25 protein-coding genes are annotated in these 22,467 nt (G+C 72.1%); 8 read left to right on the top strand and 17 right to left on the bottom strand.

All coding sequences use genetic code 11. The features are described from left to right. Positions 1-15 precede the first annotated feature (15 nt). Positions 16-1,788: a dolichyl-phosphate-mannose--protein mannosyltransferase gene (locus MRBLML1_RS10655; protein ID WP_364515375.1), complete on the top strand. Its 1,773-nt coding sequence runs from the start codon at positions 16-18 to the stop codon at positions 1,786-1,788. A 149-nt stretch (positions 1,789-1,937) separates the two neighbouring features. Here the strand turns inward: MRBLML1_RS10655 and MRBLML1_RS10660 are convergent, their stop codons facing one another. Genes MRBLML1_RS10660 through MRBLML1_RS10695 form a run of 8 tightly spaced genes read right to left on the bottom strand, consistent with a single transcriptional unit; the run spans position 1,938 to position 6,983 of the window. Further along, a complete protein-coding gene (locus MRBLML1_RS10660) occupies positions 1,938-2,207 on the bottom strand; it encodes a DUF7218 family protein (RefSeq protein ID WP_364515378.1) in 270 nt (89 codons plus the stop codon). Between the two features lie 38 nt (positions 2,208-2,245). Next, positions 2,246-2,986, bottom strand: coding sequence for a hypothetical protein (locus MRBLML1_RS10665; RefSeq protein ID WP_364515381.1), 741 nt, complete (start codon positions 2,984-2,986; stop codon positions 2,246-2,248). Beyond that, positions 2,986-4,218: an NRAMP family divalent metal transporter gene (locus MRBLML1_RS10670; RefSeq protein ID WP_364515384.1), complete on the bottom strand. Its 1,233-nt coding sequence runs from the start codon at positions 4,216-4,218 to the stop codon at positions 2,986-2,988. The genes MRBLML1_RS10665 and MRBLML1_RS10670 overlap by 1 nt, the downstream gene beginning before the upstream one ends. Further along, positions 4,215-4,655 carry a hypothetical protein gene (locus tag MRBLML1_RS10675; RefSeq protein ID WP_364515387.1) on the bottom strand — a complete coding sequence of 147 codons (441 nt, stop codon included), beginning with the start codon at positions 4,653-4,655 and terminating at the stop codon, positions 4,215-4,217. Before MRBLML1_RS10675 ends, MRBLML1_RS10670 begins: the two co-directional genes overlap by 4 nt. Then, the gene (locus tag MRBLML1_RS10680) at positions 4,655-5,128 is read right to left on the bottom strand and encodes a DUF6328 family protein (protein WP_364515390.1); all 474 of its coding nucleotides are present in this window, start codon (positions 5,126-5,128) and stop codon (positions 4,655-4,657) included. Before MRBLML1_RS10680 ends, MRBLML1_RS10675 begins: the two co-directional genes overlap by 1 nt. Beyond that, on the bottom strand, positions 5,125-5,412 hold the full coding sequence (locus MRBLML1_RS10685) for a hypothetical protein (protein WP_364515392.1): 288 nt from the start codon (positions 5,410-5,412) through the stop codon (positions 5,125-5,127). The genes MRBLML1_RS10680 and MRBLML1_RS10685 overlap by 4 nt, the downstream gene beginning before the upstream one ends. Before the next feature lie 38 nt (positions 5,413-5,450). Beyond that, entirely contained in the window at positions 5,451-6,311 is an 861-nt protein-coding gene (locus tag MRBLML1_RS10690; protein WP_364515395.1) for an SDR family oxidoreductase, read from the bottom strand. Positions 6,312-6,329: 18 nt separating this feature from the next. Beyond that, a complete protein-coding gene (locus MRBLML1_RS10695; protein WP_364515397.1) occupies positions 6,330-6,983 on the bottom strand; it encodes a PAS and ANTAR domain-containing protein in 654 nt (217 codons plus the stop codon). Positions 6,984-7,179: 196 nt separating this feature from the next. On the opposite strand from MRBLML1_RS10695, the gene MRBLML1_RS10700 reads away from it, so the two are divergent. From MRBLML1_RS10700 to MRBLML1_RS10710, 3 genes are read left to right on the top strand one after another with little or no spacing between them, the layout of a single operon-like run. Then, complete coding sequence (locus MRBLML1_RS10700; RefSeq protein WP_364515400.1) at positions 7,180-8,217, top strand: iron-containing redox enzyme family protein; 1,038 nt, start codon at positions 7,180-7,182, stop codon at positions 8,215-8,217. Between the two features lie 17 nt (positions 8,218-8,234). Continuing rightward, positions 8,235-8,429 carry a CDGSH iron-sulfur domain-containing protein gene (locus tag MRBLML1_RS10705; protein WP_364515403.1) on the top strand — a complete coding sequence of 65 codons (195 nt, stop codon included), beginning with the start codon at positions 8,235-8,237 and terminating at the stop codon, positions 8,427-8,429. A gap of 25 nt (positions 8,430-8,454) precedes the next feature. Next, positions 8,455-9,630: an alcohol dehydrogenase catalytic domain-containing protein gene (locus tag MRBLML1_RS10710; protein ID WP_364515406.1), complete on the top strand. Its 1,176-nt coding sequence runs from the start codon at positions 8,455-8,457 to the stop codon at positions 9,628-9,630. A 164-nt stretch (positions 9,631-9,794) separates the two neighbouring features. On the opposite strand, the gene MRBLML1_RS10715 is transcribed toward MRBLML1_RS10710, so the two are convergent. Next, a complete protein-coding gene (locus tag MRBLML1_RS10715; protein ID WP_364515408.1) occupies positions 9,795-10,565 on the bottom strand; it encodes a sigma-70 family RNA polymerase sigma factor in 771 nt (256 codons plus the stop codon). Between the two features lie 318 nt (positions 10,566-10,883). Between MRBLML1_RS10715 and MRBLML1_RS10720 the strand changes: the two genes are divergently transcribed. Together MRBLML1_RS10720 and MRBLML1_RS10725 are read left to right on the top strand one after the other, a co-directional pair. Continuing rightward, positions 10,884-11,243, top strand: coding sequence for a hypothetical protein (locus MRBLML1_RS10720; protein ID WP_364515411.1), 360 nt, complete (start codon positions 10,884-10,886; stop codon positions 11,241-11,243). A 122-nt stretch (positions 11,244-11,365) separates the two neighbouring features. Next, on the top strand, positions 11,366-12,049 hold the full coding sequence (locus tag MRBLML1_RS10725) for a response regulator transcription factor (RefSeq protein ID WP_364515414.1): 684 nt from the start codon (positions 11,366-11,368) through the stop codon (positions 12,047-12,049). Between the two features lie 172 nt (positions 12,050-12,221). Here the strand turns inward: MRBLML1_RS10725 and MRBLML1_RS10730 are convergent, their stop codons facing one another. From MRBLML1_RS10730 to flgN, 8 genes are all read right to left on the bottom strand, one after another. Further along, a complete protein-coding gene (locus tag MRBLML1_RS10730; RefSeq protein WP_364515417.1) occupies positions 12,222-14,186 on the bottom strand; it encodes a methyl-accepting chemotaxis protein in 1,965 nt (654 codons plus the stop codon). Then, a complete protein-coding gene (locus tag MRBLML1_RS10735; protein WP_364515420.1) occupies positions 14,183-14,665 on the bottom strand; it encodes a chemotaxis protein CheW in 483 nt (160 codons plus the stop codon). Before MRBLML1_RS10735 ends, MRBLML1_RS10730 begins: the two co-directional genes overlap by 4 nt. Continuing rightward, a complete protein-coding gene (locus MRBLML1_RS10740) occupies positions 14,662-16,830 on the bottom strand; it encodes a chemotaxis protein CheW (protein ID WP_364515423.1) in 2,169 nt (722 codons plus the stop codon). The genes MRBLML1_RS10735 and MRBLML1_RS10740 overlap by 4 nt, the downstream gene beginning before the upstream one ends. 109 nt (positions 16,831-16,939) lie before the next feature. Next, positions 16,940-17,185 carry a carbon storage regulator CsrA gene (gene csrA / locus MRBLML1_RS10745; protein ID WP_364515425.1) on the bottom strand — a complete coding sequence of 82 codons (246 nt, stop codon included), beginning with the start codon at positions 17,183-17,185 and terminating at the stop codon, positions 16,940-16,942. A 17-nt stretch (positions 17,186-17,202) separates the two neighbouring features. Then, entirely contained in the window at positions 17,203-17,592 is a 390-nt protein-coding gene (gene fliW, locus MRBLML1_RS10750; protein ID WP_364515428.1) for a flagellar assembly protein FliW, read from the bottom strand. A gap of 23 nt (positions 17,593-17,615) precedes the next feature. Beyond that, on the bottom strand, positions 17,616-18,506 hold the full coding sequence (gene flgL, locus MRBLML1_RS10755) for a flagellar hook-associated protein FlgL (protein ID WP_364515431.1): 891 nt from the start codon (positions 18,504-18,506) through the stop codon (positions 17,616-17,618). Beyond that, positions 18,503-19,906 (bottom strand): flagellar hook-associated protein FlgK, encoded by a 1,404-nt coding sequence (flgK, locus tag MRBLML1_RS10760; protein ID WP_364515434.1) that lies wholly within the window; start codon positions 19,904-19,906, stop codon positions 18,503-18,505. The genes flgL and flgK overlap by 4 nt, the downstream gene beginning before the upstream one ends. Further along, on the bottom strand, positions 19,906-20,385 hold the full coding sequence (gene flgN, locus MRBLML1_RS10765) for a flagellar export chaperone FlgN (protein ID WP_364515437.1): 480 nt from the start codon (positions 20,383-20,385) through the stop codon (positions 19,906-19,908). The genes flgK and flgN overlap by 1 nt, the downstream gene beginning before the upstream one ends. A 226-nt stretch (positions 20,386-20,611) precedes the next feature. Here flgN and MRBLML1_RS10770 point away from each other — a divergent pair, with 226 nt between their 5' ends. Both MRBLML1_RS10770 and MRBLML1_RS10775 read left to right on the top strand, forming a co-directional pair. After that, complete coding sequence (locus tag MRBLML1_RS10770) at positions 20,612-21,457, top strand: sigma-70 family RNA polymerase sigma factor (RefSeq protein WP_364515440.1); 846 nt, start codon at positions 20,612-20,614, stop codon at positions 21,455-21,457. Positions 21,458-21,592: 135 nt separating this feature from the next. After that, complete coding sequence (locus MRBLML1_RS10775) at positions 21,593-22,393, top strand: flagellin (RefSeq protein ID WP_056896645.1); 801 nt, start codon at positions 21,593-21,595, stop codon at positions 22,391-22,393. Positions 22,394-22,467: the final 74 nt, after the last annotated feature.

The following is a 22,467-nucleotide window of genomic DNA, read 5'->3' on the forward strand; positions in this document are numbered from 1 at the left end:
GTAGGCTTCCGACCCGTGACCGCCGTCGACGAGGAGACCCGCGCCACCGCGGCCCCGCGCAGCCTGACGACGCTCTCCACGACGGCGACCGGGCGCCGCGTCCCGCACGCGATCGACCGGGCCCTGGGCCCGCTGCGCCGGCTGGGCCGGCGCGAGCGCCTGGTCGGCTGGCTCGGCCCGCTCGCGGTCACCCTGCTCGCGCTGGGCCTGCGCCTGATCGGTCTCGGCGACCCGCGCCGCTTCGCCTTCGACGAGACCTACTACGCCAAGGACGCGTGGTCGCTGCTCAACAACGGCTACATCCAGACCTACCTGACCGATGTCGACGGCAACCCCAAGACCGACATCAACGCCGACATCCTGGCCGGTCACACCCAGGGCGTGTGGACCGGCGAGCCCTCGCTCGCCGTGCACCCCGACGTCGGCAAGTGGCTGATCGCGCTCGGCGAGAAGGCCTTCGGGATGGACCCCTTCGGCTGGCGGATCGCCTCGGTCGTGGCCGGCGCGCTGATGGTGCTCGTCATGTGCCGGCTCGTACGACGCCTGACCGGCTCCACCATGCTCGGCTGCGTCGCGGGCCTCCTGCTCACCCTCGACGGGCTGCACTTCGTGCTCTCCCGGCTGGCCCTGCTCGACATCTTCCTCGCGCTCTTCCTGCTCTGCGGGGTGCACTGCATCGTCGCCGACCGCCAGTGGCTGCGCGCCCGGCTCGCCCGGCGCGCGGCGGCGAGCGAGGACGGCACGCTGACCGGCTGGGGCCCGCGGATCCTGTTCCGGCCCTGGCTGCTCGCCGGCGGGGCCTGCTTCGGCCTGGCGATCGGCACCAAGTGGACCGCCCTCCCGGCCCTGGGGGTCTTCGGCCTGCTGTGCTGGATCTGGAGCGCGGGGGCCCGGCGGATGCTCGGCATCCGGTGGGCGGTCGTGAAGGGGGCCGTCGCCGACGGCCTGCCGGCCTTCGTGCACCTCGTCGTCGTCGCCGCGATGGTCTACATCGCCACCTGGGGCGGCTGGCTGCTGCACGCGAAGGAGTACGAGGAGCACCTCAGCGCGACCCAGTACCGGCAGTACACCGGTCAGGGCCACTGCACCGAGGACGACTCCTACGCCGCCGACAACCTCGACACCACGAAGAAGTGGCCGACCGCGGACGAGAAGGACGCCACGGGGCTGGGTGAGGCGTGGCAGTCACTGCGCTCGCTCTGGTACTACCACCAGGACGTCTTCACCTTCCACACCCACTTCCTCGACTGCTCCACGCACACCTACCAGTCGAAGCCGTCGAGCTGGCTGCTCGTCAACCGGCCGGTCGGCGTGGCGGTCACCAACGACATCCAGCCCGGCACCGACGGCTGCGACGCGGCCGAGGGCAGCACCTGCATCAAGCAGGTGCTGCTGCTACCGACCCCGGTCCTGTGGTGGGGCGGGGTGGTCGCGCTGCTGTTCGCGGTGGTGATGTGGATCGGTGCCCGGGACTGGCGCTACGGGCTCGCGGTCGTGGGGGCGCTGTCGACCTGGCTCCCCTGGTTCCGCTACGACGACCGGCCGATCTTCATCTTCTACGCCATCGCGATCCTGCCGTTCACCATCATCGCGATCACCCTCGCCATCGGCACGTTGATCGGGCCCTCGCGCCAACCCTCCACCCGTCGTACGACGGGGGTGGTCGTGGGCGGGGCCTTCTTCATCCTGGTCGCGATGAACTTCGCGTGGTTCTGGCCGATCTGGACCAACCAGCTGCTGACCAAGGGCGAGTGGCTGAACCGGGTGATCTTCAACCGCTGGATCTGACCCCGCGAGTGGGGGTTCCCGGCGCCCGAGTGGGGGCTCCCGGCGCCCGAGTGGGGGTTTCCGGCGCCCGAGTGGGGGTTTCCGGCGCGCACGTGCCCACTCGAGGAGCGGAAAGTGCCCACTCGGCCGCCGGAAGTGCCGACTCGACCTCAGTGGTTGCGGAGCGCGTCGATCAGCTCGCCCTTGCGCATGTCGGAGCGGCCGTCGATGCCGATCTCCGCCGCCCGCTTGCGCAGCTCCTCGACAGTCCAGTCCTCGTAGTCGCCGGCCTTGCCGCCGCGGCGGCCGACCTTCGAGGCGCCCTCGGACTTCATCGCGTTCGAGATCCGGGCGGCCTTCTCCTTGCTGGCGCCGTCGTCGCGCAGCTCCTCGTAGACGTCCGGGTTCTTGATGCCGGGACCGTGCTTCTTGCCGGGCATGACACTTCCCTTCCTCGTCGGACCGGTGCTCCCTGGCACTACCCGAGCAGCGGCCGGCAAGACGCCTCCCGGCCGATCCGCACCTCGCCGGTGTCGCGGTCGATGTCGACCGCCGGGCCCATCTCGACGAGGCAGGCGTGGCGGTGCAGCCAGCGCACCAGGCGCGCGACCAGCCACGGCGAGGGGTGGTCGTGCCGGTCGTAGCCGAGCAGCGCGCCCGGGCGGCCGGGACCGACGACCAACGCGCCCACGACGTGGCGTCGCCCGTCCCCCGTCGGCCGCAGCCGTACGTCGAGCAGGCGGCTGCGCGCCACGATGCCGGTCTCGCGCGAGGCTGCCACCGGCAGCCCGAGCAGCGTGCCGAGCCGCCACCGCTCGGGTGCGGGGTCGACGTCCTCCCGCGGCCGGAGCAGGCCGGTGCGTGGCACGGAGAGGTGCACCTCGCTGCTGACGTCGTGGACCAGGCCGAGGTCGACGACGTCGGGGCGCGACCGGTTGGCCTGGGCGTCGTAGACCTGGTCGTGGGTGCGGGCCAGCAACGCGCCCAGCCGTGGCCCGAAGCGCGGCAGCAGGGCCGGCAGACCCACGAGGAGCCCGGTCGGCACCAGCCGCCCGTCGGCGTCCAGGGTCAGCTCGAGGTCGTCGACCTTGGCGACCTGACGGCCCGCCACGTCGACGACCTGGCGGTCGAGCAGGTGCAGCGCGGCGTCGTACTCGACGTCGGGCCAGCCGTGGAAGCGCGGCGAGCGGTGCGGCGGGGGCTGGTAGTCGTGCGTCATCAGCCCTGTCCCATCGAGGTCAGCACCATCAGCGGGATCGCGGCCACCGCGGAGACCACGATGATCACGAGGTAGACCACGCCGAGGGTGTTGGCGAAGCGGCCGTTGACGTGCTCGCCGAGGTAGTCCGGGTCGTTGGCGACCACGAGGATCGGGAAGTAGGTCAGCGGCAGCGCGATCGCGGAGAAGACCACCGAGACCTCGGTGACCATGATCGGGTCCACCCCGGTGATCAGGACGCCGGCCGCGAGCACCGTCGCGACCAGGATGACCACGTGGAAGCCGGCCGCGTCGCGGGCCTTGACGTACTTGCCCCACTGGAAGCCGCCGTACTGCGCCAGGCTGTAGCCGACCGAGAGCCCGGTCTCGCAGGCAGCACCGAAGGTGGCGGCGAAGAAGCCGAGCACCACGATCGCCAGCCCGATCTTGCCCAGCGCGATGGCGACCGGGAGGCCGACCTGGCCGAGGGTCTCCACGCCGATGCCCTGGGGCATGAAGACGACCGCGGCGCAGCCGGCGATGGCGACCGAGAGCAGCCCGCCCAGCGGGAAGCCGACGAGCACGTTGGCCCGCATCACGCCGATGTCCTTCTCGGTCCAGCGCTCCTCGACGCCGCCGCTGGAGAAGAAGAAGACCTCGTACGGCGTCATGGCGGCCCCGAACAGCGCGACCGCGAAGTAGGCGTAGGTGGCCCAGCTCTCCTCGGCCGGCTTCTCCGCCGGCGACAGGGTGCGGGCCAGGTCGCCCCAGTCCGGCCCGAGCTGCCACAGCGCGACCGCGAAGGCGATGAGGGCCAGGCCCATCAGGCCGAGGACGTTCTCGATCGAGGAGAACTTCGCCCGCCACAGCACCAGCCACACCGCGACGGCGACGAAGGGCACGATCAGCACGTGGTCGACCGAGCTGACGAGCTGCAGGGCCAGGGCCACGCCGCCGATCTCGGCGATGAAGGTCAACAGGGTCACCAGCATCGAGCCGACCAGGTTGAGGAAGCCCATCCGCGGCCCGAGCCGCTCGCGGACCAGGTCGAAGGTGGCCCGGTGGCTGACGGCGGCGATCCGGCCGGACATCTCCGCGAACAGGCAGATGCCCACGACCCCGACGACCACCACCCACGCCATGCCGAGCCCGAAGCGGGCGCCCACCTGGGCGTTGGTGACCAGGTCGCCGATGTCGACGAAGCCGCCGATCGCCGTCAGCACCCCGAGCAGGACGGCGAGGTAGCGCTTCACCGCCCCGCCTCGCTCTCCAGCCGGGCGCCGAGGTCGGTCAGCTCCTGGCGGAGCCCCGCGTCGTCGTACCGTCCAGCGACGGCGGCGGCGCGCGCGTCCTCGACGGCCGTGCTCGCGTCGTCGAGGAGCTGCTCGACGCGCTCGGCCCGCTCGGCGCGGCCGTCCGGCACCTGCAGCCGGGACAGGTCGTCCTGCGCGGTGCCCATCGCCTCCTCGGCCTGCGCCACCAGCACCACGGTGTACGACGACCAGGTCCGCTCCCGCCGGGCGGAGTCGAGCGCCAGCCGGGCCGTCCGGACCTGCCCGACGGCGTCGGTGAGGGCCTGCTCGGCCCGGTCGTCCCAGGCCTTCGCGTCCGGTCGCCCGACCAGCGAGCAGCCGGTCAGCGTCGCGGCCAGGGCGACCGCGACGACGGTCGTACGCCAGGCTCCGCTCATCACTCGCGGTCCCGGAGGGTGAGAGGGACCACGGCCCACAGTGCGATGAAGGCCAGCGCGACCGCCGCCGCGGCGATCGGGGCCGCCTGCCCGCCGAGCACCACGTCGAAGACGAGGTACACGACGGCGGCGGAGACCACGCCGAGGCCGATCAGGCCGGCGAGGCAGCACAGGTGCGCCGCGCTCACCAGCCACGGCCGCTCCCCCTGGCGGAAGAGCAGGCGGTGGTAGCAGACCGGGGCCACGATGACGAGGGTCGTCAGCACGGCACCGATCAGGATGCACAGGTAGAGGTTCTGCTGGGCGTCGCTCAGGTCGGGGAAGCGCTGGGTGAAGGGCACCGTCAGCAAGAACCCGGTGAGGATCTGGACGCCGGTCTGCATGACCCGCAGCTCCTGGAGCAGCTCCGCGAGGTTGCGGGTGATCTGCTCCGCGGGGCGCGGGCGCTCACGCAGCGCCGGCGGGGTCCTCACGCCCGGTCCTCCTCCACGTCCTGCACGCGGGGGTACTGGTCCTGGTCGGCCTCCTCCGCGATCTCGGGATCGACGTCGTGCTCCTCGTCGACCACGGCCTCGTGGTCGACGTCGGCCGGGTGGTGGTCCTCGCCGGTGCGGGCGTTCGGGCCGGTCGAGCCCTCCTGCACCTCGCGGTCGCTGGGGTGGCCGGCGACCGCGTCGCCGGGCGTCACCTCGCCCGCGGCCTTGCGGCTGGCGACCTCGGACAGCTGGCCTTCGTTCTCTTCCGCCTCGTCAACCATGCCGAGGCGGTACCCCGGTCCCCGGGAGGCATTCGGCCCTAGAAGACCGGCTTCCCGCCCGTGACCCCCAGCACCGTCCCCGAGACGTACGACGCCTCGCCCGGCGAGGCGAGGAAGACGAAGGCCGGCGCGACCTCCGCCGGCTGCCCGGCGCGACCCAGCGGGGTGTCGGTGCCGAACTTCTCGATCTTCTCCGGCTCCTGGGTCGCCGGTTGGAGCGGCGTCCAGATCGGTCCCGGGGCGACCGCGTTGACCCGGATGCCGTGCTCGCCCAGCGAGGCGGCGAGGTTGACGGTGAGGTTGTTGATCGCGGCCTTCGTGGCGGCGTAGTCGAGCAGCGTCGTGGAGGGCTCGAAGGCCTGGATGGAGGTGTTGTTGACGATGCAGCCGGGGCGTTCGCGCAGGTGCGGGACCGCTGCCCGGGTGAGCCACATCAGGGCGTAGAGGTTGGTCTTGAAGGTGCGGTCGATCCGGCTGTCGCTGAAGTCCTCCAGCTCCGGGTCGCGCGCCATCTGGTAGCCCGCGTTGTTGACGAGGACGTCGAGCGCCCCCAGCTCCTCGACGGTACGACGCACCGCCTCGTCGCACGCCTCCCGCTCGGTCAGGTCCAGCGCCATCGGCAGCGCCTTGCGCCCGGCGTCGGTGATCAACGCGGTGGTGGCGTCGGCGTCGGGCTGCTCCTCGGCCAGGTGCGTGAACGCCACGTCGGCGCCCTCACGGGCGTAGGCGAGCGCGACCGCCCGGCCGATGCCGGAGTCACCGCCGGTGACGAGAGCCACCTGGCCCTCCAACCGGCCGTGCCCGACGTACGACCGCTCGCCGTGGTCGGGCACGGGGTCCATCTCACCGGTCAGTCCCGGCGGGGTCTGCTGCTGGGCGGGGAATCCGTTGTCGGTCATGGACCGGAGGTACCCGGCTCAGGCCCCGCCGATCCGTCGTGCGGTGAGGTCGTCCAGCAGGCTGTCGAGCAGGCGGCGCAGGCCGGGGTGGCTGACGTGTCCCTCGCGGGCGACCTGGATCAGCCGGTCGGCGACCTCGCGCACCTTGACGTTGCGGTTGCGCGACCACCACTTGAGCATCGCGAAGGCCGCGTCGGCGTCGAGCCCGTAGCCGAGCATCAAGATGCCCTTGGCCTGCTCGATCGTGTCGCGAGCAGCAGCGGACGCGGCGACCGCGGCCGAGGCGGCGGCGCTGGTCTCGGCCTCCAGCTCCGGGCTGAGGTCGAGGTAGTAGCCCACGAGGCGGTCGACCGGGGCCCCGGGCGGGGCGTCCTGCTGGTCGTGCTCGCCCTCGCCGACCAGCACCACCCGTCGTACGTCGCCGCCGACCAGGATCCGGTAGTAGATGTTGAACGGCGCACCGTCCGCCATCGCCTCGCGCAGCCGCGACTCGACCCGGTCGCGGTCCTGCTCGTGCTTGTGCCGCAGCACCAGCTCGGTCGTGACCTGCACCTCGCCCGGCCGGTAGCCGTGGAGCGCGTAGACGTCGTCGTCCCACTCCCAGGTGCCGGCCTTGACGTCATAGACGAAACGCCCCGTCTGGTGCCCCTCAGCCAGGTCCAGGGGACCCACCTGCTCCATCTGTCCTCCACCAACGAACGTCCGCGGCACCCGCGGGTCCCGTGTGCCGAAAGAGCCGCCGGGTACTCCGCAACCACATGGCGCGGCAGCGGCGGACCCGGTCGTCTGCAGGCACGAGTATCTCGAATCCCCACCGCGGGGCACAACACAGGGCCCCCTCACCGACCCGACAGGAAGGCAACCCCCGATGCGGATCCCCCAGCCGTGCGGCCCCCTCAGCGAGGGAGTCGTCCGCGCGCTCACGGCCGAGCCGACCGGCCCCCAGCCCGTGGGCCTGCCCCACGCGGTGAGCGACCTCGACCCGCTCACCGACCGCGACTTCCAGCTCGCACTGTGGATCCTCTACGAGCTGCACTACCGCGGCTTCGAGGGCGTCGACCCGGACGCCGAGTGGGACCCGCTGCTCATCGTGAGCCGGGCCGCGCTGGAGCGCACCTTCGAGCACGCGCTGCGACAGCTGCTCGCCGAGGCCGCGCCCGCCGACGAGCTCGGCCACCTGGGCGACGACCCGGCCGACCGGGTCATCACCGCGCTGCGCCGGATGACCGTCTCCGAGGGCCCCTCCGAGGTCACCCGCTTCCTCGAGCGGCACGCCACCGTGGAGGAGTTCCGCGGCTACCTCGCCGAGCGCGCGGTCCACCACCTGCGCGAGTCCGACCCGCACAGCTTCCTGCTGCCGCGCCTCGACGGCGCCGCGAAGGTCGGCCTCGCCGAGCTGCAGTACGACGAGTACGGCTCCGGTCGTCCCGACCGGCTGCACCAGGAGATGTTCGCCCGCGGGCTGCGGTCGCTGGACATGCCCGACGACGTCGCGACGTACGCCGAGCAGGCCGGCGGGGAGACCCTCGCCTCGGTCAACGTGATGTCCCTGTTCGCTCTCAACCGCCGGCTGCGCGGGGCGGCGCTGGGACACCTGGCGGCGTTCGAGGCGACGAGCTCGCTGCCGTGCGACCGGATCGCGAAGGGCGCGCGGCGGCTCGGGCTGCCGGAGGCGGTCGCCGACTACTACGAGGAGCACGTGCTCGCCGACGCGGTGCACGAGCAGCTCGCGATCCGCACCATCTGCGGGGCGCTGGTCACCGACGAGCCGGAGCTCGCCGACGACGTGCTGCTCGGCGCGACCGCCTGCCTGACCCTGGACGGCCTGGCCGGCCAGGTGCTCCTGGAGCGGTGGCGCGGCAGCCGCCGCCCCCAGCGCAGCCACCCGACCCGGGCCGCCGGATGAGCGGGCGGCGGGTCAGCGTGACCGAGTGCCCGGGCGGGCCCCTGCTCGTCCGCGGCGCCGACGAGGTCGTGGGCATCGACGGCGAGCCCACGCCGGTCGAGCACGCGGTGGTGGCGCTGTGCCGTTGCGGCCGCTCCGAGCGGCTGCCGTGGTGCGACAGCAGCCACCGCGCGCCGCGCAAGAGGAAGAAGAAGTCCGACCAGCAGAAGTGACACCGACGGAGGCGGAGGACACCCGATGAAGGCAGTGACCTGGCAGGGCAAGGGCACGATGACGGTGGAGGAGGTGCCCGACCCGAGCATCCAGCGACCGGACGACATCATCGTCCGGGTCACCTCGACCGGCCTGTGCGGGTCCGACCTGCACCTCTACGACCCGCTCGCGCCGTACATGGAGGCGGGCGACGTGGTCGGCCACGAGCCGATCGGCATCGTCGAGGAGGCCGGGCCCGGGGTGTCCGCGCTCCGGGCGGGCGACCGCGTCGTGGTGCCGTTCAACCTCAGCTGCGGCAGCTGCTGGATGTGCACCCGCGGGCTGCACAGCCAGTGCGAGACCACCCAGAACCGCGAGCACGGCACCGGCGCCAGCCTGTTCGGCTACAGCAAGCTCTACGGGCAGGTGCCCGGCGCGCAGGCGGAGTTCCTGCGGGTGCCCTTCGCCGACTCGCTGCCGATCAAGGTGCCGGAGGGTCCGACCGACGACCGCTTCGTGTTCCTCTCCGACGTGCTGCCGACGGCGTGGCAGGCCGTGGAGTACGCCGACCTGCGCTCCGGCGACACGGTCCTGGTGCTCGGCGCGGGGCCGATCGGCGACATGTGCGCCCGGATCGCGATCCACCGTGGGCACCGGGTGCTGGTCGTCGACCCGGTGCCGGAGCGCCGGGCCCGCGCCGCGTCGTACGGCGCCGAGGTGGTCCCGCTCGACGACGACGCCCTGCTGCAGGTCCAGCAGCTCACCAGGGGTCGTGGCGCCGACGCGGTCATCGACGCGGTCGGCATGGAGGCGCACGGCTCCCCCGTCGCGGAGGGCATGTCCAACGTGGTCGGCCTGCTGCCGGACCGGTTGGCCCAGCCGCTCCTGCAATCGGTCGGCGTGGACCGGATGGCCGCGCTGCACCTGGCGATCGACGCGGTGCGCCGCGGCGGCACGATCTCCGTCGTCGGCGTCTACGGCGGCGCGATGGACCCGATGCCGGTGATGGAGCTGTTCGACAAGCAGGTCCAGCTGCGGATGGGACAGGCCAACGTGCGGCACTGGAGCGACGACATCCTCGACCTGCTGATGGAGCCCGAGGACCACCTCGGCGTCGAGTCGTTCGCCACCCACCACCTGCCGTTGGCCGACGCCCCGGCGGCGTACGCCGACTTCCGGGACAAGCGCGACGGCATGGTGAAGGTGCTGTTCCACCCGTGAGCCGAGGCACGACGGCGGTCCACCGACTCGATCCGTCGAGCGTGTCGGACGGATCTATATCGGTGGACCGTCGTCGCGACCGTGGACGGCGGACCACCCGGGGGGTGGGTTCGGGCGGTCCGCCTGATCACGAGTCGCCACCGGTGACCGGCGGCGCGCTGACCTCAGGCCGCGCTGCTGCTGGCGGAGCCGGCGACGGCGCGACGGAGGTCGGTGAAGATGCGCTGCAGGAGCCGGGAGACCTGGACCTGCGTCACGCCGAGCTCGTCGGCGATCTGCTGCTGGGTCATCTGCTCGTAGAAGCGCATCTGCAGGATCCGGCGGTCCCGCGGCTTGAGCTTGCGGCAGGCCGGGCCCAGCAGGACGACGGCCTCGCTGTGCTCGAAACCCGCGTCGGCGGTGGGCAGCAGCTCGGCGAGCGTGCTCCCCGTCTCCGAGACCGGCTCGTCGAGCGACGAGGCGTGGGCGAGGTCGCCGCAGGACAGCGCCTCCTCGACCTCGTTGACCGGGGCGTCGACCTCAGCCGCCAGCTCGGCGGGCGTCGGCGGACGGCCCAGCGACTGGGCCAGCTCCTCCTCAGCGGCTGCCAGCCGGGGCCGGATCTCCTGGACCCGGCGCGGCGGGCGGACCGCCCAGCTCGCCGAGCGGAAGTGCCGCTTCAGCTCGCCGAGGATGGTCGGCACCGCGAAGACCAGGAGGTCGTCACCCCGCTCGGGGTCGAACCCCTGGACGGCCCGGGTGAGCGCGAGGCAGGCGACCTGCTCGAGCTCCTCCTGGCTCTGCCCGCGGTTGCGGTAGCGCGAGGCCAACGAGCGGGCGACCGGGATGTTCATCACGATGACCTGCTCCAGCAGGGCGTCGCGCTCGGCGCCGCTCGCACGCGTGGCACGGTCGAGCAGGTCGGACGTGCGCGACTTGCGCTCCTCCGGGCTCAACGCCAGCGGGTCGTCCCCGGAAGAGGACGGGCTGCGGCGGGCGGTGTGCGTGGTCGGAATGGTGGGTACTTCAAGGACGATGGACACTGGACTACTCCCGATGACGAGAGTGGTGTGGCGGTGGGCTTGGCCACGTGTACTTCATCTGCGACGCCACTACCCGAGCGGCGGCGTTCCATACATACTACCCGAGATGATCATCTTGGCTAGTCCCAATTGACTAGCCGCGAGAGGACCGGGCCAGGCATAACGACCGGGCCGCTCGGCTGTTGATGATGATGTCGGCACGGTGCCGGCACCGCAAGTGCAGGAGTCGTCATGGAGCAGATCGTGATCGCGCTGAGCCCGTTCACCCGGCGCAGCCGCTCGCTGGGCGTCAGCCACGTCGAGCAGGGTCTGATCCGCGGGCTGGAGCCCGGCGAGCACGTCGTCGTGCACGACCCGGTCGCCGACGAGCACTACAGCGCGGTCGTCGCCGACGTCGAGTTCGACCTCGCCGACACGTCGTACCGCCTGGAGATCGGGGGCCGGATCACCGCCGCCGAGGCCGACGAGTGGCTCGAGCCGTCCACCGGCAGCGGCCACCTCACCACCGGCGAGATCGTCGCCCTGCTGGCCGAGCTGCGCCGCAGCGAGCGCGACATCTCCACCGCCCTGGCCGAGCTCCAGGCCCGCTGACCCGGGACGGTCCCTCCGAACGGCCGGGACCTCCTGGTCCGAAAGGACCATGCCCGCGGATCCTCCGGACGGTCCTGGGCCGAAGTCCCCCTTTCCGCCCCGCGGCGGCGGACACTCGGTAGGTGACCGAGCAGAGCCCCATCCGCGTGTACCTCGTCGACGACCATGAAGTAGTGCGACGGGGGGTGGCCGCCCTGCTCGCGACCGACGACACGATCGAGGTCGTCGGCCAGTCCGGCAGCGCCACCGTCGCGCTGCGCGAGATCCTCGAGCTGCGGCCCGACGTCGCGATCCTCGACGCCCACCTGGCCGACGGCACCGGCGTCGACATCTGCCGCGAGATGCGCTCGGTGGACCCCGACATCAAGGGCCTCATCCTGACGACGTACGACGACCCCGACGCCATCTCCGCCGCGATCCTCGCCGGCGCCTCGGGCTACGTGCTCAAGCGGATCGAGGGCAACTCGCTGCTCAGCGGCATCAAGCTCGTCGCCGGCGGCCACTCGCTCATCGACCCCACCGTCGCCAGCCGCGTCGTGGAGCAGATGGAGATGCAGCGCAAGTCGCTCGACGTCATCTGCGAGCTCACCCCGCAGCAGCGCAAGATCTTCTTCCTCATCGCCGAGGGCATGACCAACCGGCAGATCGCCGAGGAGCTCTACCTCGCCGAGAAGACCGTGAAGAACCACGTCACCGGGCTGCTCGCCCGGCTCGGGCTGCAGCACCGCACCCAGGCGGCCCTGCTCGCCGTACGGCTGCGGGGTGGCGACAGCGCCGCCCCGATGCCGGCCCGCCAGGTCGGCTGAGCCGCTCCCCACGCTCGGGCCGCACCGGGGACGCGGCCCGCACCAACCCTCAGGGGCCTCCACCGGCGGTGGAGGCCCCTGAGGGTTCTCGACGTGTTCCGACGTTCCTGCCCGTTGCAACGGGCGGGAACCGCAGGAATCCCCGGGTGAGCGGGGATTCCTGCAGCCCCACTCAGAGCGCGAAGCGCCCCACCAGGTCCCGCAGCTCGCCGGCCATGCCGGTCAGCTCGGTGGCCGAGGTCAGGGTGTTCTGCGCGCCCTCGCGGGTGTCGGCCGCGGCGGTGGCGACCTGGGTGACGTCCTCGGCGATGCCGTTGGCGCCGGCCGCGGCCTCGGTGACCGAGCGGGCGATCTCGTTCGTGGTGGCGGTCTGCTCCTCGACGGCGGAGGCGATCGTCGACTGGATGTCGTTGATCTTGGCGATGACGTCGGCGATCCGGCTGATCGCGGAGACCGCGCCCTGGGTGTCGCTCTGGATCGCCTCGATCTTCTGGCCGATCTCCTCGGTGGCCTTGGCGGTCTCCTTGGCGAGCTCCTTGACCTCGTTGGCGACGACCGCGAAGCCCTTGCCGGCGTCGCCGGCGCGGGCGGCCTCGATGGTCGCGTTGAGGGCGAGCAGGTTGGTCTGCTGGGCGATCGAGGTGATCACCTTGATGACCTGGCCGATCTCCGCCGAGGACTCACCGAGGGAGGCCACGGTGCCCTGGGCCTCGGAGGCCACCGTGACCGCGTCGGTGGCGACGGTCGCCGCCTCGGTGGCGTTCTTGGCGATCTCGCGGATCGAGGCGGTCATCTCCTCCGCCGCGGTGGCGACGGTCTGGATGGAGGCGGACACCTGGACCGACGCGCTCGACGCGGAGGCCGCGCGGTCGGAGGTCATCGAGGCGCCCTCGCCCATGCCCTCGGCCAGCGAGGTGAGCTGGTCGGCGGCCGCGGAGAGCGTCTCGGCCGTCCCGCCGATGTTGCCCATCGACTCGCGCAACGTGCCGAGCAGGGTGCGCAGGCCGGAGGCGACCTGGCCGACGGCGTCGTCGCCCTCGATGTCCAGCTCGCGGGTCAGGTCGCCCGCGGCGGCCGCCGAGACCACGTCGAGGATCTGTGCCACCTTGGCGGCGATCACCGCCGCCGCCTCCCGCTCCGCGCTCTCGCGCTCGATCCGGGCGATGGCCTGCGAGACCAGCCGGCCGACGTTGCGCAGGGCCTCGAGCCGCTGGTTGCTCGGCTTGAGCGTCTCGGTGGCGAAGAAGTCCATCGTGCCGACGACCTCGCCGTCGACGATGATCGGGAAGCAGACACCCGACTTCACGCCCACCTGCTGGGCGATCGGCGCCCGCACGCAGTCGGTCATCTCGCCGATGTCCGGGGTGAAGTAGAGGTCGCGCTGCGCCCAGGCCCGGCCGGACAGGCCGACGCCCTCGGCGAACGAGGCCTGCAGGGTGACCCGGCGGAACTCCGGGCCCGCGTCGCCCGACTCGCGGTCGAACCTCAGCGTCCGGTCGGCCGGGTCGATCTTCCAGAACGAGCCGTAGGCCCAGCCAAACTCCCCGCGCACCGTGTCCAGCGCGGTCTGCACGGCGTGCTCGACGTCGGTCGCGGCGCTCAGGCTGGACAGGATCTTGTTGACGGCCGCCGTGTCGGCCTCCGCCTCGGTGCGCTCGCGCTCGGCCCGCAGGCGGTCGGTGATGACCTCCCAGGTGGCCATCGCACCGACGTACCGGCCCTCGGCGTCGGTGATCGCGCTGACCAGCAGGTCGAGGGTCTCCTCGCCGACCTTGATGTTCGCGCGCCGCGGCAGGTGCTCGGCGGTCTCCAGCAGCCCCCGCTGGTACGCCGGGTTCTTGTGGAAGACGTCCAGGCTGGAGCCGACCACCTGGTCGGCGGCGACCGGCAGCGCGGCCTCCAGACCGCGCAGGGTCTTCAGCGAGGCCGGGTTCATGTAGCGGATGACGAAGTCGAGGTCGGCGAACATCATGTTCGTCGGGCTGTTCTCCATCATCGACAGCGCGAACGACGCCGAGCCGGTGTCGGTCTCGACGGGCTCGGGCGACGGCGTGGTGGCCGCGGGGCGCGGCCGGCCGGCGCGGGTGCTCTTGGTGGGACCGGTGCCGTTGACCGGCACGTCCAGGATCTCGGTCACGGGTTTCCTCCGGGGTTGTCGGGCGTGGTCGCTACGTCGACCGCGCGATCTGCGTCGAGGACGAGCAGGATGGTGTCGGTCAGCGGGCGCACCCCGCGGACCACGTCCTGCACGCCCCGGGGCATGTTCGAGGGCGGCGGCTGGGCGTCCACGGCGCCCATCCGTCCAGGGTCGATCACGTCCCCGATGTCGTCGACGAGGAGGCTGACCACCTCGCCGCGACTGCGGACGATCACGTTCATGGGGACCTGCTCGGCGGGCCGGGGCGGGAGCCCGAGACGCACCCGCAGGTCGACGGCGGTCACGATCTGGCCGCGCAGGTTGATCAGGCCGGTCACGGCCTCGTCGGCGCGCGGCACCGGTGTCATCGGCTGGTGGCGCAGCACCTCCTGCACCTCGTCGACGGCGACCCCGAAGTAGAGGTCGGCGACCCAGAAGGTGCAGTACTGCTCGGCGGTGCGGGTGGCGGTGGTGCTCATGCGCTCACTCCTGACCGGGCCACGACGGCCTCCAGGTCGACCAGGTCGGTGACCCGGTCCTGCACGACGGCACTGCCCGTCACCCCGGTACGACGCCCGACCTGGCTCGCGCTCACCGCGACCTCGACCACGTCGAGGACCCGGTCGATGACGATCCCGACCGCTCCCCCGGCGTCGCCGGTCTCGTGCACCACGACGCTGACCTGCTCGCTGCGGTCGCTGGTGTCCGGCAGCCCGATCGCGGTCGCGAGGCGCACCAGCGGCAGGATCCCGTCGCGGTACTGCACCACCTCGGCCACGCCGCTGCGCTCGATCCGCTCCCGCTCGAACTCCTCGAGCCGAGCGACCGCCGCGAGCGGGAGGGCTGCGCGGCGGCCGTCGGCGACCTCGAGCACCAGCAGGGCGGTGCGGTCATCGGTGACGGTGGTCCGGGGGTCGGTGGACTCGGCCTGCGTGGCGCCCACGCCGGCGGTCGCGGCGATGCCGGCGACGTCGAGGATCAGCGCGACCCGACCGTCGCCCATGATGGTCGCGCCGGCGTACATCGCCAGGGCCTTGAGCTGCCGGCCGACCGGCTTGACGACGATCTCCTGGGTGTCGTGCACCGTCGAGACGCACAACCCGAAGCGCACGTCGTCGGACTGCAGCACCACGACCGTGAGCGGCTCGCCCGCGGCCGGTTGGTCGCCGGTGAGCACGCCCGACAGCGAGACGAGGGGCAGCAGCTTGCCGCGCAGCCGCAGCACCGGGGCGCCCGCGAGGTCCTCGACCTGGCGCTGCAGGTCCTCGCCCTCGATCCGGACGAGCTCGACGAGGTTGGCCTGCGGGATCGCGTAGCGCTCCACGCCCTCGCCGACGACGAGCGCCGGGATGATGGCGAGCGTCAGCGGGATGCGGACCCTCGTCGTCGTACCGCGGCCGGGTTCGGAGGCGACGTCGACGCTGCCGCCGATCCGCTCGATGTTGGTGCGCACGACGTCCATGCCGACCCCACGCCCGGAGATGTTGGAGACCGCGGCGGCGGTCGAGAAGCCGGGGCGGAAGATCAGGCCGAGCACCTCCCGGCCGTCCATCCGGGACAGCTGCTCACGGGTCACGACGCCACGCTCGAGCGCCACGGCGGCGATCCGGTCGGGGTCGATGCCCTTGCCGTCGTCGGCGATCTCGACGACCACCTGGCCGGACTCGTGGTAGGCCCGCAGGCTCAGCGTGCCCTTGGTGGGCTTGCCCGCCGCCGCGCGTACGCCGGGCGGCTCGATGCCGTGGTCCAGCGAGTTGCGCACCAGGTGGGTCAGCGGGTCCTTGACGGCCTCGAGGAGGCTGCGGTCGAGCTCGGTCTCGTGGCCCTCCATGACCAGCTCCACCTCGCGGCCGAGCTGGTGGGACAGGTCGCGCACGACGCGCGGCATCTTCGACCAGACCTGGCCGATCGGCTGCATGCGGGTCTTCATGACCGACTCCTGCAGCTCGCTGGCCACCAGGTCGAGGCGCTGGCTGGCACGCACCAGCTCGACGTCCGGCGAGGACAGGCTGCGCTGGAGCAGCTGGTTGCGGGTGAGCACCAGCTCGCCGACGAGGTCGACCAGGTCGTCGAGCAGGTCGACGTCCACCCGGACCGAGGACTCGACCCGAGCCTCGACGCGCACCGGCTCGAGGTCGGGCTCCGGCGCCGGCACGGTCTCGACGACCGGCTCCGGCGCGGGCTCCGGCTCGGCCGGCGGGGCCACGGAGGAGGCCGCCGGGGACACGACCGGCTCCTCCGTGACCTCGCCGGCACCGGTCAGCAGGCGTTCGATGACGGCGACCACCGGCGCGACGTCGACCGCGGGGTCGGTGTCGCTGCTGGTCCGCTCGATCACGTCGAGGAGGGCACGGACGGTGTCGACCATCGAGAGCAGCGCCTCGGCGATCGCGGGCGTCATCACGGCCTCGCCGTCGCGCAGCCGCGACAGCAGCGTCTCGCCCACGTGCGTCAGCTGCTCCAGGCGGTTGAACGCCAGGAACCCGCTGGTGCCCTTGATGGTGTGGATCGTGCGGAAGATGCTCGAGAGCCGCTCCCGTGAGTCGGGCTGCTGCTCCAGCTCGACCAGGTCACGGTCGAGCTGGTCGAGGTTCTCGTGGGACTCCACGAGGAACTCCGCGATGATCTCTGCGTCGTCGTCCATCGTCCCTCCTTCCGCGCAGTCCATCGGCGCGGGCGGAGGTCGGATGAGACGGGTAAAGACAGTCGGGACCAGGTCCCGGGAGACGGGTCCGGAGGGCGGACCCGAGGGGCTACTTGCGGGTGCGCAGCGCCTCGGTGAGCGACGCGACGGCGTCGGGCGTGGGCGAGGCGGCCTCGGCGTTGGCGTCGGCCAGCTCGGCGAGCAGCTCGGCGCGGTGGACCGCGACGGAGCGGGGCGCGTCGATCCCGATCCGTACGACGTCGCCGCGCACCTCGAGCACGGTGACGGTCACGGCCTCGGGCGAGCCGTCGCCGATGACGACGCTTTCGCCGACACGTCGGGAGAGAACCAGCACAGCAGCAGGCTAGTGCCTCAGGCGACCAGCGGGGCGGCGAGTGGCAGGTCCGTGTCGTCGAGGATCACCTGGCTGGCCTTGCGGGTGGCCGGGTTGACGACGAGCGGGGCGCGCAGGTTGACGGTCGTCTCGGCGAGGGTGGCGCCGGCGTGCACGACCAGCAGCACGAGCACCTCACCGGCGGCCGCCTCCTCGATGCCGAGCTCGCTCACCACGTCGTCGCCGATCTCCGGGGCGTAGTCCGGGTAGAAGGGCGCGGGCGGGACGACCACGAACTGGAGGTCCGCGCTGTCGAGCGAGCGGAACCCGAGCAGCACGCCGTCCTCGTCGAGGCGGACCAGCGCGAAGCGGCCGTCGTCGGGGAAGCCGGGCATCGGGTGTGCGAGCTCGATGACGGGGATGTCCATGCGGGTCATTGTGGCAGTGCCGCTCATCGCAGGAAGTCGAGCAGGCTCGGCTGCATCACGCGCGAGGTGGCCCCGAGCGCCGCCTGGTAGGCGACCTCCTGGAGCTTGAGCTCCACGGTGGTCTGCGCCAGGTCGGCGTTCTCGATCGTGCTCAGCTGGTTGTCGAGCGAGATCTTGGCGTCCGAGGCGGTCTGGTCCGCCTGCTCCAGGCGCTGGTAGCGGGTGCCCGCGGCGGTGCGGGCGCTGGTGACCGTGTCGATCCGGCTGTTGAGCGTGTTGATCGCGTTGCTGATGCCGGTCTGGTCGCCGGCGCGCAGCGCGGTCGAGAGGGCGTCCAGCTCGGCGAACGCCGACGTGGCGCCGTTGCCGAAGACGCTGGGGCCGTCGACGTCGACCTTGACCAGGACCCCGTCGGCGACCCGGCGGTTGACGTCCCCGAGCGTGCCGACGTAGGCGCCGCTGGCGTCGTAGGCCTGGTTGCCGGCGGTGACGCCGCCGAAGACCGGGCTGTCGAGGTACTTGGTGTTCGCCCGCGAGAGCAGCTCGGCCTTGATCCCGTCGACCTCGGTGGCCAGTGCCTCCCGGGCGACCGAGCCGGAGGCCGAGGCGTTCGCGCCCTGCAGCGCGAGGTCGCGGGCCCGCTTGACCGCGGTGGTCACCGAGTCGAGGGCGGAGTCGACCTGGGTGAGCCAGCCGATGCCGTCCTGGGCGTTGCGGGAGTACTGCGCCTGGTCGGCCACCGAGCTGCGTAGCCGCATCGAGGCGGTGGTGCCGGTCGGGTTGTCGGAGGGCCGGTTGATGACCCGGCCCGTGGAGAGCTGCTCCTGGACCCGGGCGAGCCGGCCGAGGCCGAGCTGGAGGTTGGCCAGCGAGCTCTGCGTCATCATCCGCTGGGTGACACGTCCGATGCTCATCGACCCACCAGCCCGGTCCGGTTGATCAGGGTGTCCAGCACCTCGTCGAGGGTGGTCAGCAGCCGCGCCGCCGCCTCGTAGGAACGCTGTGCGGTCATCATGTTGACGGTCTCCTCGTCGAGGTTGACGCCGGCCTGCTGCTCCCACGCGCCGTCGAGCGAGCTGGTCAGCGAGGTCTGGTTGGCGACCTGGCGCTCCAGCGAGGCCACCTTGGTGCCGAAGCCGTTGACGAGGCGCTGGTAGGCCTCGGCGGCGTCGCCGGCCCGGCTCAGCGCGTCGGCGTTCGCGCCGTCGCGGGCGCCGCCGGTCACCGAGGACGCGGCGACCAGCGCCGGGTCGGTGATCGCGACCTGCAGGCTGGCCGCGCCGAGGAGCGGGTCGTAGGAGAAGAACGTCCCGCCCGCGGCGCCGCTCGCGTCGTACCCGAGGGCGTGCTGGGTGTTGACCGCGTTCGCGAGGTCGGCGGCGATGGTGTCCAGCCCCACCCGGTACGACGGCAGCACGGTCGTCAGGATGTCGGTCACCGCGCCCAGCTCACCGCCGGCGCCGCCCGGCCCGGTCGGGAGCACGGTGCTCCCCCAGCTGGCGTCGATGCGGAACGTGATCGGCGCGCCGTCGGCAGCACCGGAGGGCGTCACGCCCGAGGCGACCACGAAGGCGCCGGCCTCCCGGCCAGAAACCAGGCTCTCGCCGCCGACGGCGACGTCGAACTGCCCGTCCGCGCGGACCGTGGTCACCGCGCCGGTGAGCTCGGCGAGCCGCAGCGCGAGCTGGTCGCGCTGGTCGCGCAGGGTGCCGGCGTCGGTGCCGTTCTGCTCGGTCACCAGGATGCTGTGGTTGAGCTCGGCGATGCCCGTGGCGGCCGTGTTGACCTCGGCGACGATGTTGTTGAGGTGCACCCGCTGGTCGGCCTCCTCACCGGTGACGTTGCCGACCTGGATCCGCAGCGCCTGCGCGAGCGTCTCGGCGCTGCCGAGCACCTGCTGGCGCGCGGCGTCGCCGCCGGGGTTGGTCGAGAGGTCCTGCCAGGCGTTGCGGAAGTCGAGCAGGGCGGCGTACACGCCGTTGTCGCCGGGCTCGCCGATGCCCTCCTCCACGCGGGCCAGGACCGTCCGCGAGGTCTGCAGCCCGGCGAGGGTGGCGTGCTCGCGGCGGACCCGGGTGTCGAGCAGCGGGTCCACCATCCGGCGTACCTCGCCGACGCCGACGGTGCCCCCGAAGCTGTCCGAGCGCGACCACACGGCCGGGACGTTGGTGCTGATCGTCTCCCCGACCACGCGGCGGCGGACGTAGCCGTCGGTGCTGGCGTTGGAGATGTTGCTGCCGGCCACGTCGAGGGCGACCTGCTGGAAGCGCAGCGCGGCGGAGGCCGCGGAGATCCCGCCGAAGGAGCCGGACATCACAGGCTCCGGTCGACCAGGCGCGGCGCGGCCGGCTCGACGACGGCGTCGCCGGAGGGGGTGTAGCTCGCGGTCGTCGTACCGCCGATGGCGAGCAGGGTCTCGCGCGCGGAGCGGTAGCCGGCGGTGATCAGGCCCTTGGCGTCCTCCGACGTCTCGGCGATCTCGCGGGCCAGGGCGACCATCGCGTCGCGGTGGTCGAGCAGGATGCCGCGCCACGGGTCGGGCGCGGACTCGGCGAGCGCACCCAGCGAGGGGTTGGGCGTCAGGCCGAGCTGCTCGGCCGCCTCGTCGGCGGCGGTGGCGCGCAGCACCTCGGTGGCGCGCATGTCCTCCAGCACCGACTCGATCTCCCGGGTCGCGTTGACGAGCCAGCGGGTGCGCCCGGAGGCGAGCACCATCCGCTCGACCTCGAGCTTGTAGGCGAGGGTCTCGAGCAGCTCGCGCTCGCGCCACAGGATCTGCGAAAGCCTGTCCATGTCGATCTTTTCTCCGGTCTCTCCCTAGCCCCCGAGGTGCGGGGTTCGTGATCTCGCCCATCGTTCGAGGGAAGGCAGACCTGAGCAGTTCCGCCCAAAGGCCCGCCTGCGGACACTCCTTGGAACCAGTCAGAACCGGGACCTCGGTCCTGTATTGGCCGACCGAGCGGACACTCGGGCCGCATTTCTCTGCGACACGCCGACGCAAACCAGGAATCTCGTGGACGTGAACGAGTACGAGGGCACCGTCGCCGGCGAGACGGACGAGCTGATCACCACCCACATGCCCCTGGTCGGCCACATCGTCCGGGAGACGATGGGCCGGGTGCCGTCGCACGTCAGTCGCGACGACCTCACCTCCGCGGGGCTGACCGCGCTCGTCCTCGCCGCCCGGGCGTACGACGCCGAGCGCGGTGTCCCCTTCGACCGGTACGCCGCCACCCGCATCCGCGGCGCGCTGCTGGACGAGCTCCGCTCGGTCGACTGGGCCTCGCGCTCCGTGCGGCGCCGGGCCCGCGACCTCGCCGAGACCCGTGGCCGGCTGGCCAACGTGCTCGGCCGCACCCCGTCGGTCGCCGAGGTCGCCCAGGCCGCGGGCATGTCGCCGGACGAGGTCGTCGCCAACGACGACGACGTCTCCCGCGCCCAGGTGCTCTCGCTGCAGGGCTCGGCCACCACGCCGATCGAGGAGCTGGTCCCGACCCGCGCCCCCTCGCCGGAGGACCTCGTCGAGCACGCGGAGCGACTGACCTACCTGCGCGAGGCGATCGAGGAGCTGCCCGAGCGGCTGCGGGTCGTCGTGCGCGACTACTTCTTCGCCGAGCGGCCGATGGCCGAGATCGCCGCCGAGCTCGGGGTCACCGACTCGCGCATCTCGCAGATGCGGGCCGAGGCGCTCACCCTGCTGCGCGACGCGCTCAACCACGCCCTCGAGCCGTCGCTGGTGCAGAGCACCGGCAAGACGGGCGGCGTGGCCCAGCGCCGCCGCGAGTCCTACTTCGCCGCGGTGGCCGCCCGCCACGCCGACGGCGCGCGGCGCGGCGTCGCCACCCCGCTCGACGCGGTCGGCTGATCTCGGCGCGGCCCCCGAAACTGCTGAGAAAACCTCTCAGGCTCGCGGTCGGCGTACCGATCACCACCGCGACGGGAGACCACGGACGGTCACCCGAGAACCACCACTGACACCTGATTCCAGGAGGGAAATATCATGGGTCTTCGCATCAACCAGAACATCGAGGCCACGAACTCGTACCGCAACCTGTCGGTCACGCAGAACCAGCTCTCGAAGTCGATGGAGAAGCTGTCGTCCGGCTTCCGGATCAACCGGGCCGCCGACGACGCCGCCGGCCTCGCCATCTCCGAGGGCCTGCGCTCGCAGGTCGGTGGCCTGAAGGTCGCGGTCCGCAACGCCCAGGACGGCGTCTCGGTCGCGCAGACCGCTGAAGGCGCGCTCACCGAGGTCCACTCCATGCTGCAGCGCATGAACGACCTCTCGGTGCAGTACAACAACGGCACCCAGAACACCGAGTCGCAGGCGGCCCTGCAGGCGGAGTTCGACGCGCTCAACACCGAGATCACCCGGATCAAGGACAACACCAAGTTCAACGGTGTCGACCTCTTCGCGGGCAACGCGCTGACCTTCCAGGTGGGCTACGACAACGCCGACACCATCGACATCGACGCGACGTCGCTCGCCGACTTCACCGCCGGTGCCGCGGTCGCCGCCGTCGACATCACCGACAGCAACACGCTGCAGGCGGCCATCACCGAGGTCTCCACCCAGCGTGCCGCCCTCGGTGCGGTGCAGAACCGGTTCGAGCACACGATCAACAACGTCAACGTCGCGATCGAGAACCTGTCCGCCTCCGAGTCGCGGATCCGCGACACCGACATGGCCCAGGAGATGATGAGCCTCACCCGCTCGCAGATCCTCTCCCAGGCCGGCACGGCCATGCTCGCCCAGGCCAACTCGGCCCCGAACGGCGTGCTGCAGCTGCTCCGCGGCTGATCCCGCAGCATCCGCACACGACTGAGTGCCGGTGGGCCCGACCGGCCCACCGGCACTCACTCGTTTCCCGACCA

The organism is Nocardioides sp. LML1-1-1.1, from assembly GCF_040676175.1.
Taxonomy (GTDB): Bacteria; Actinomycetota; Actinomycetes; order Propionibacteriales; family Nocardioidaceae; genus Nocardioides.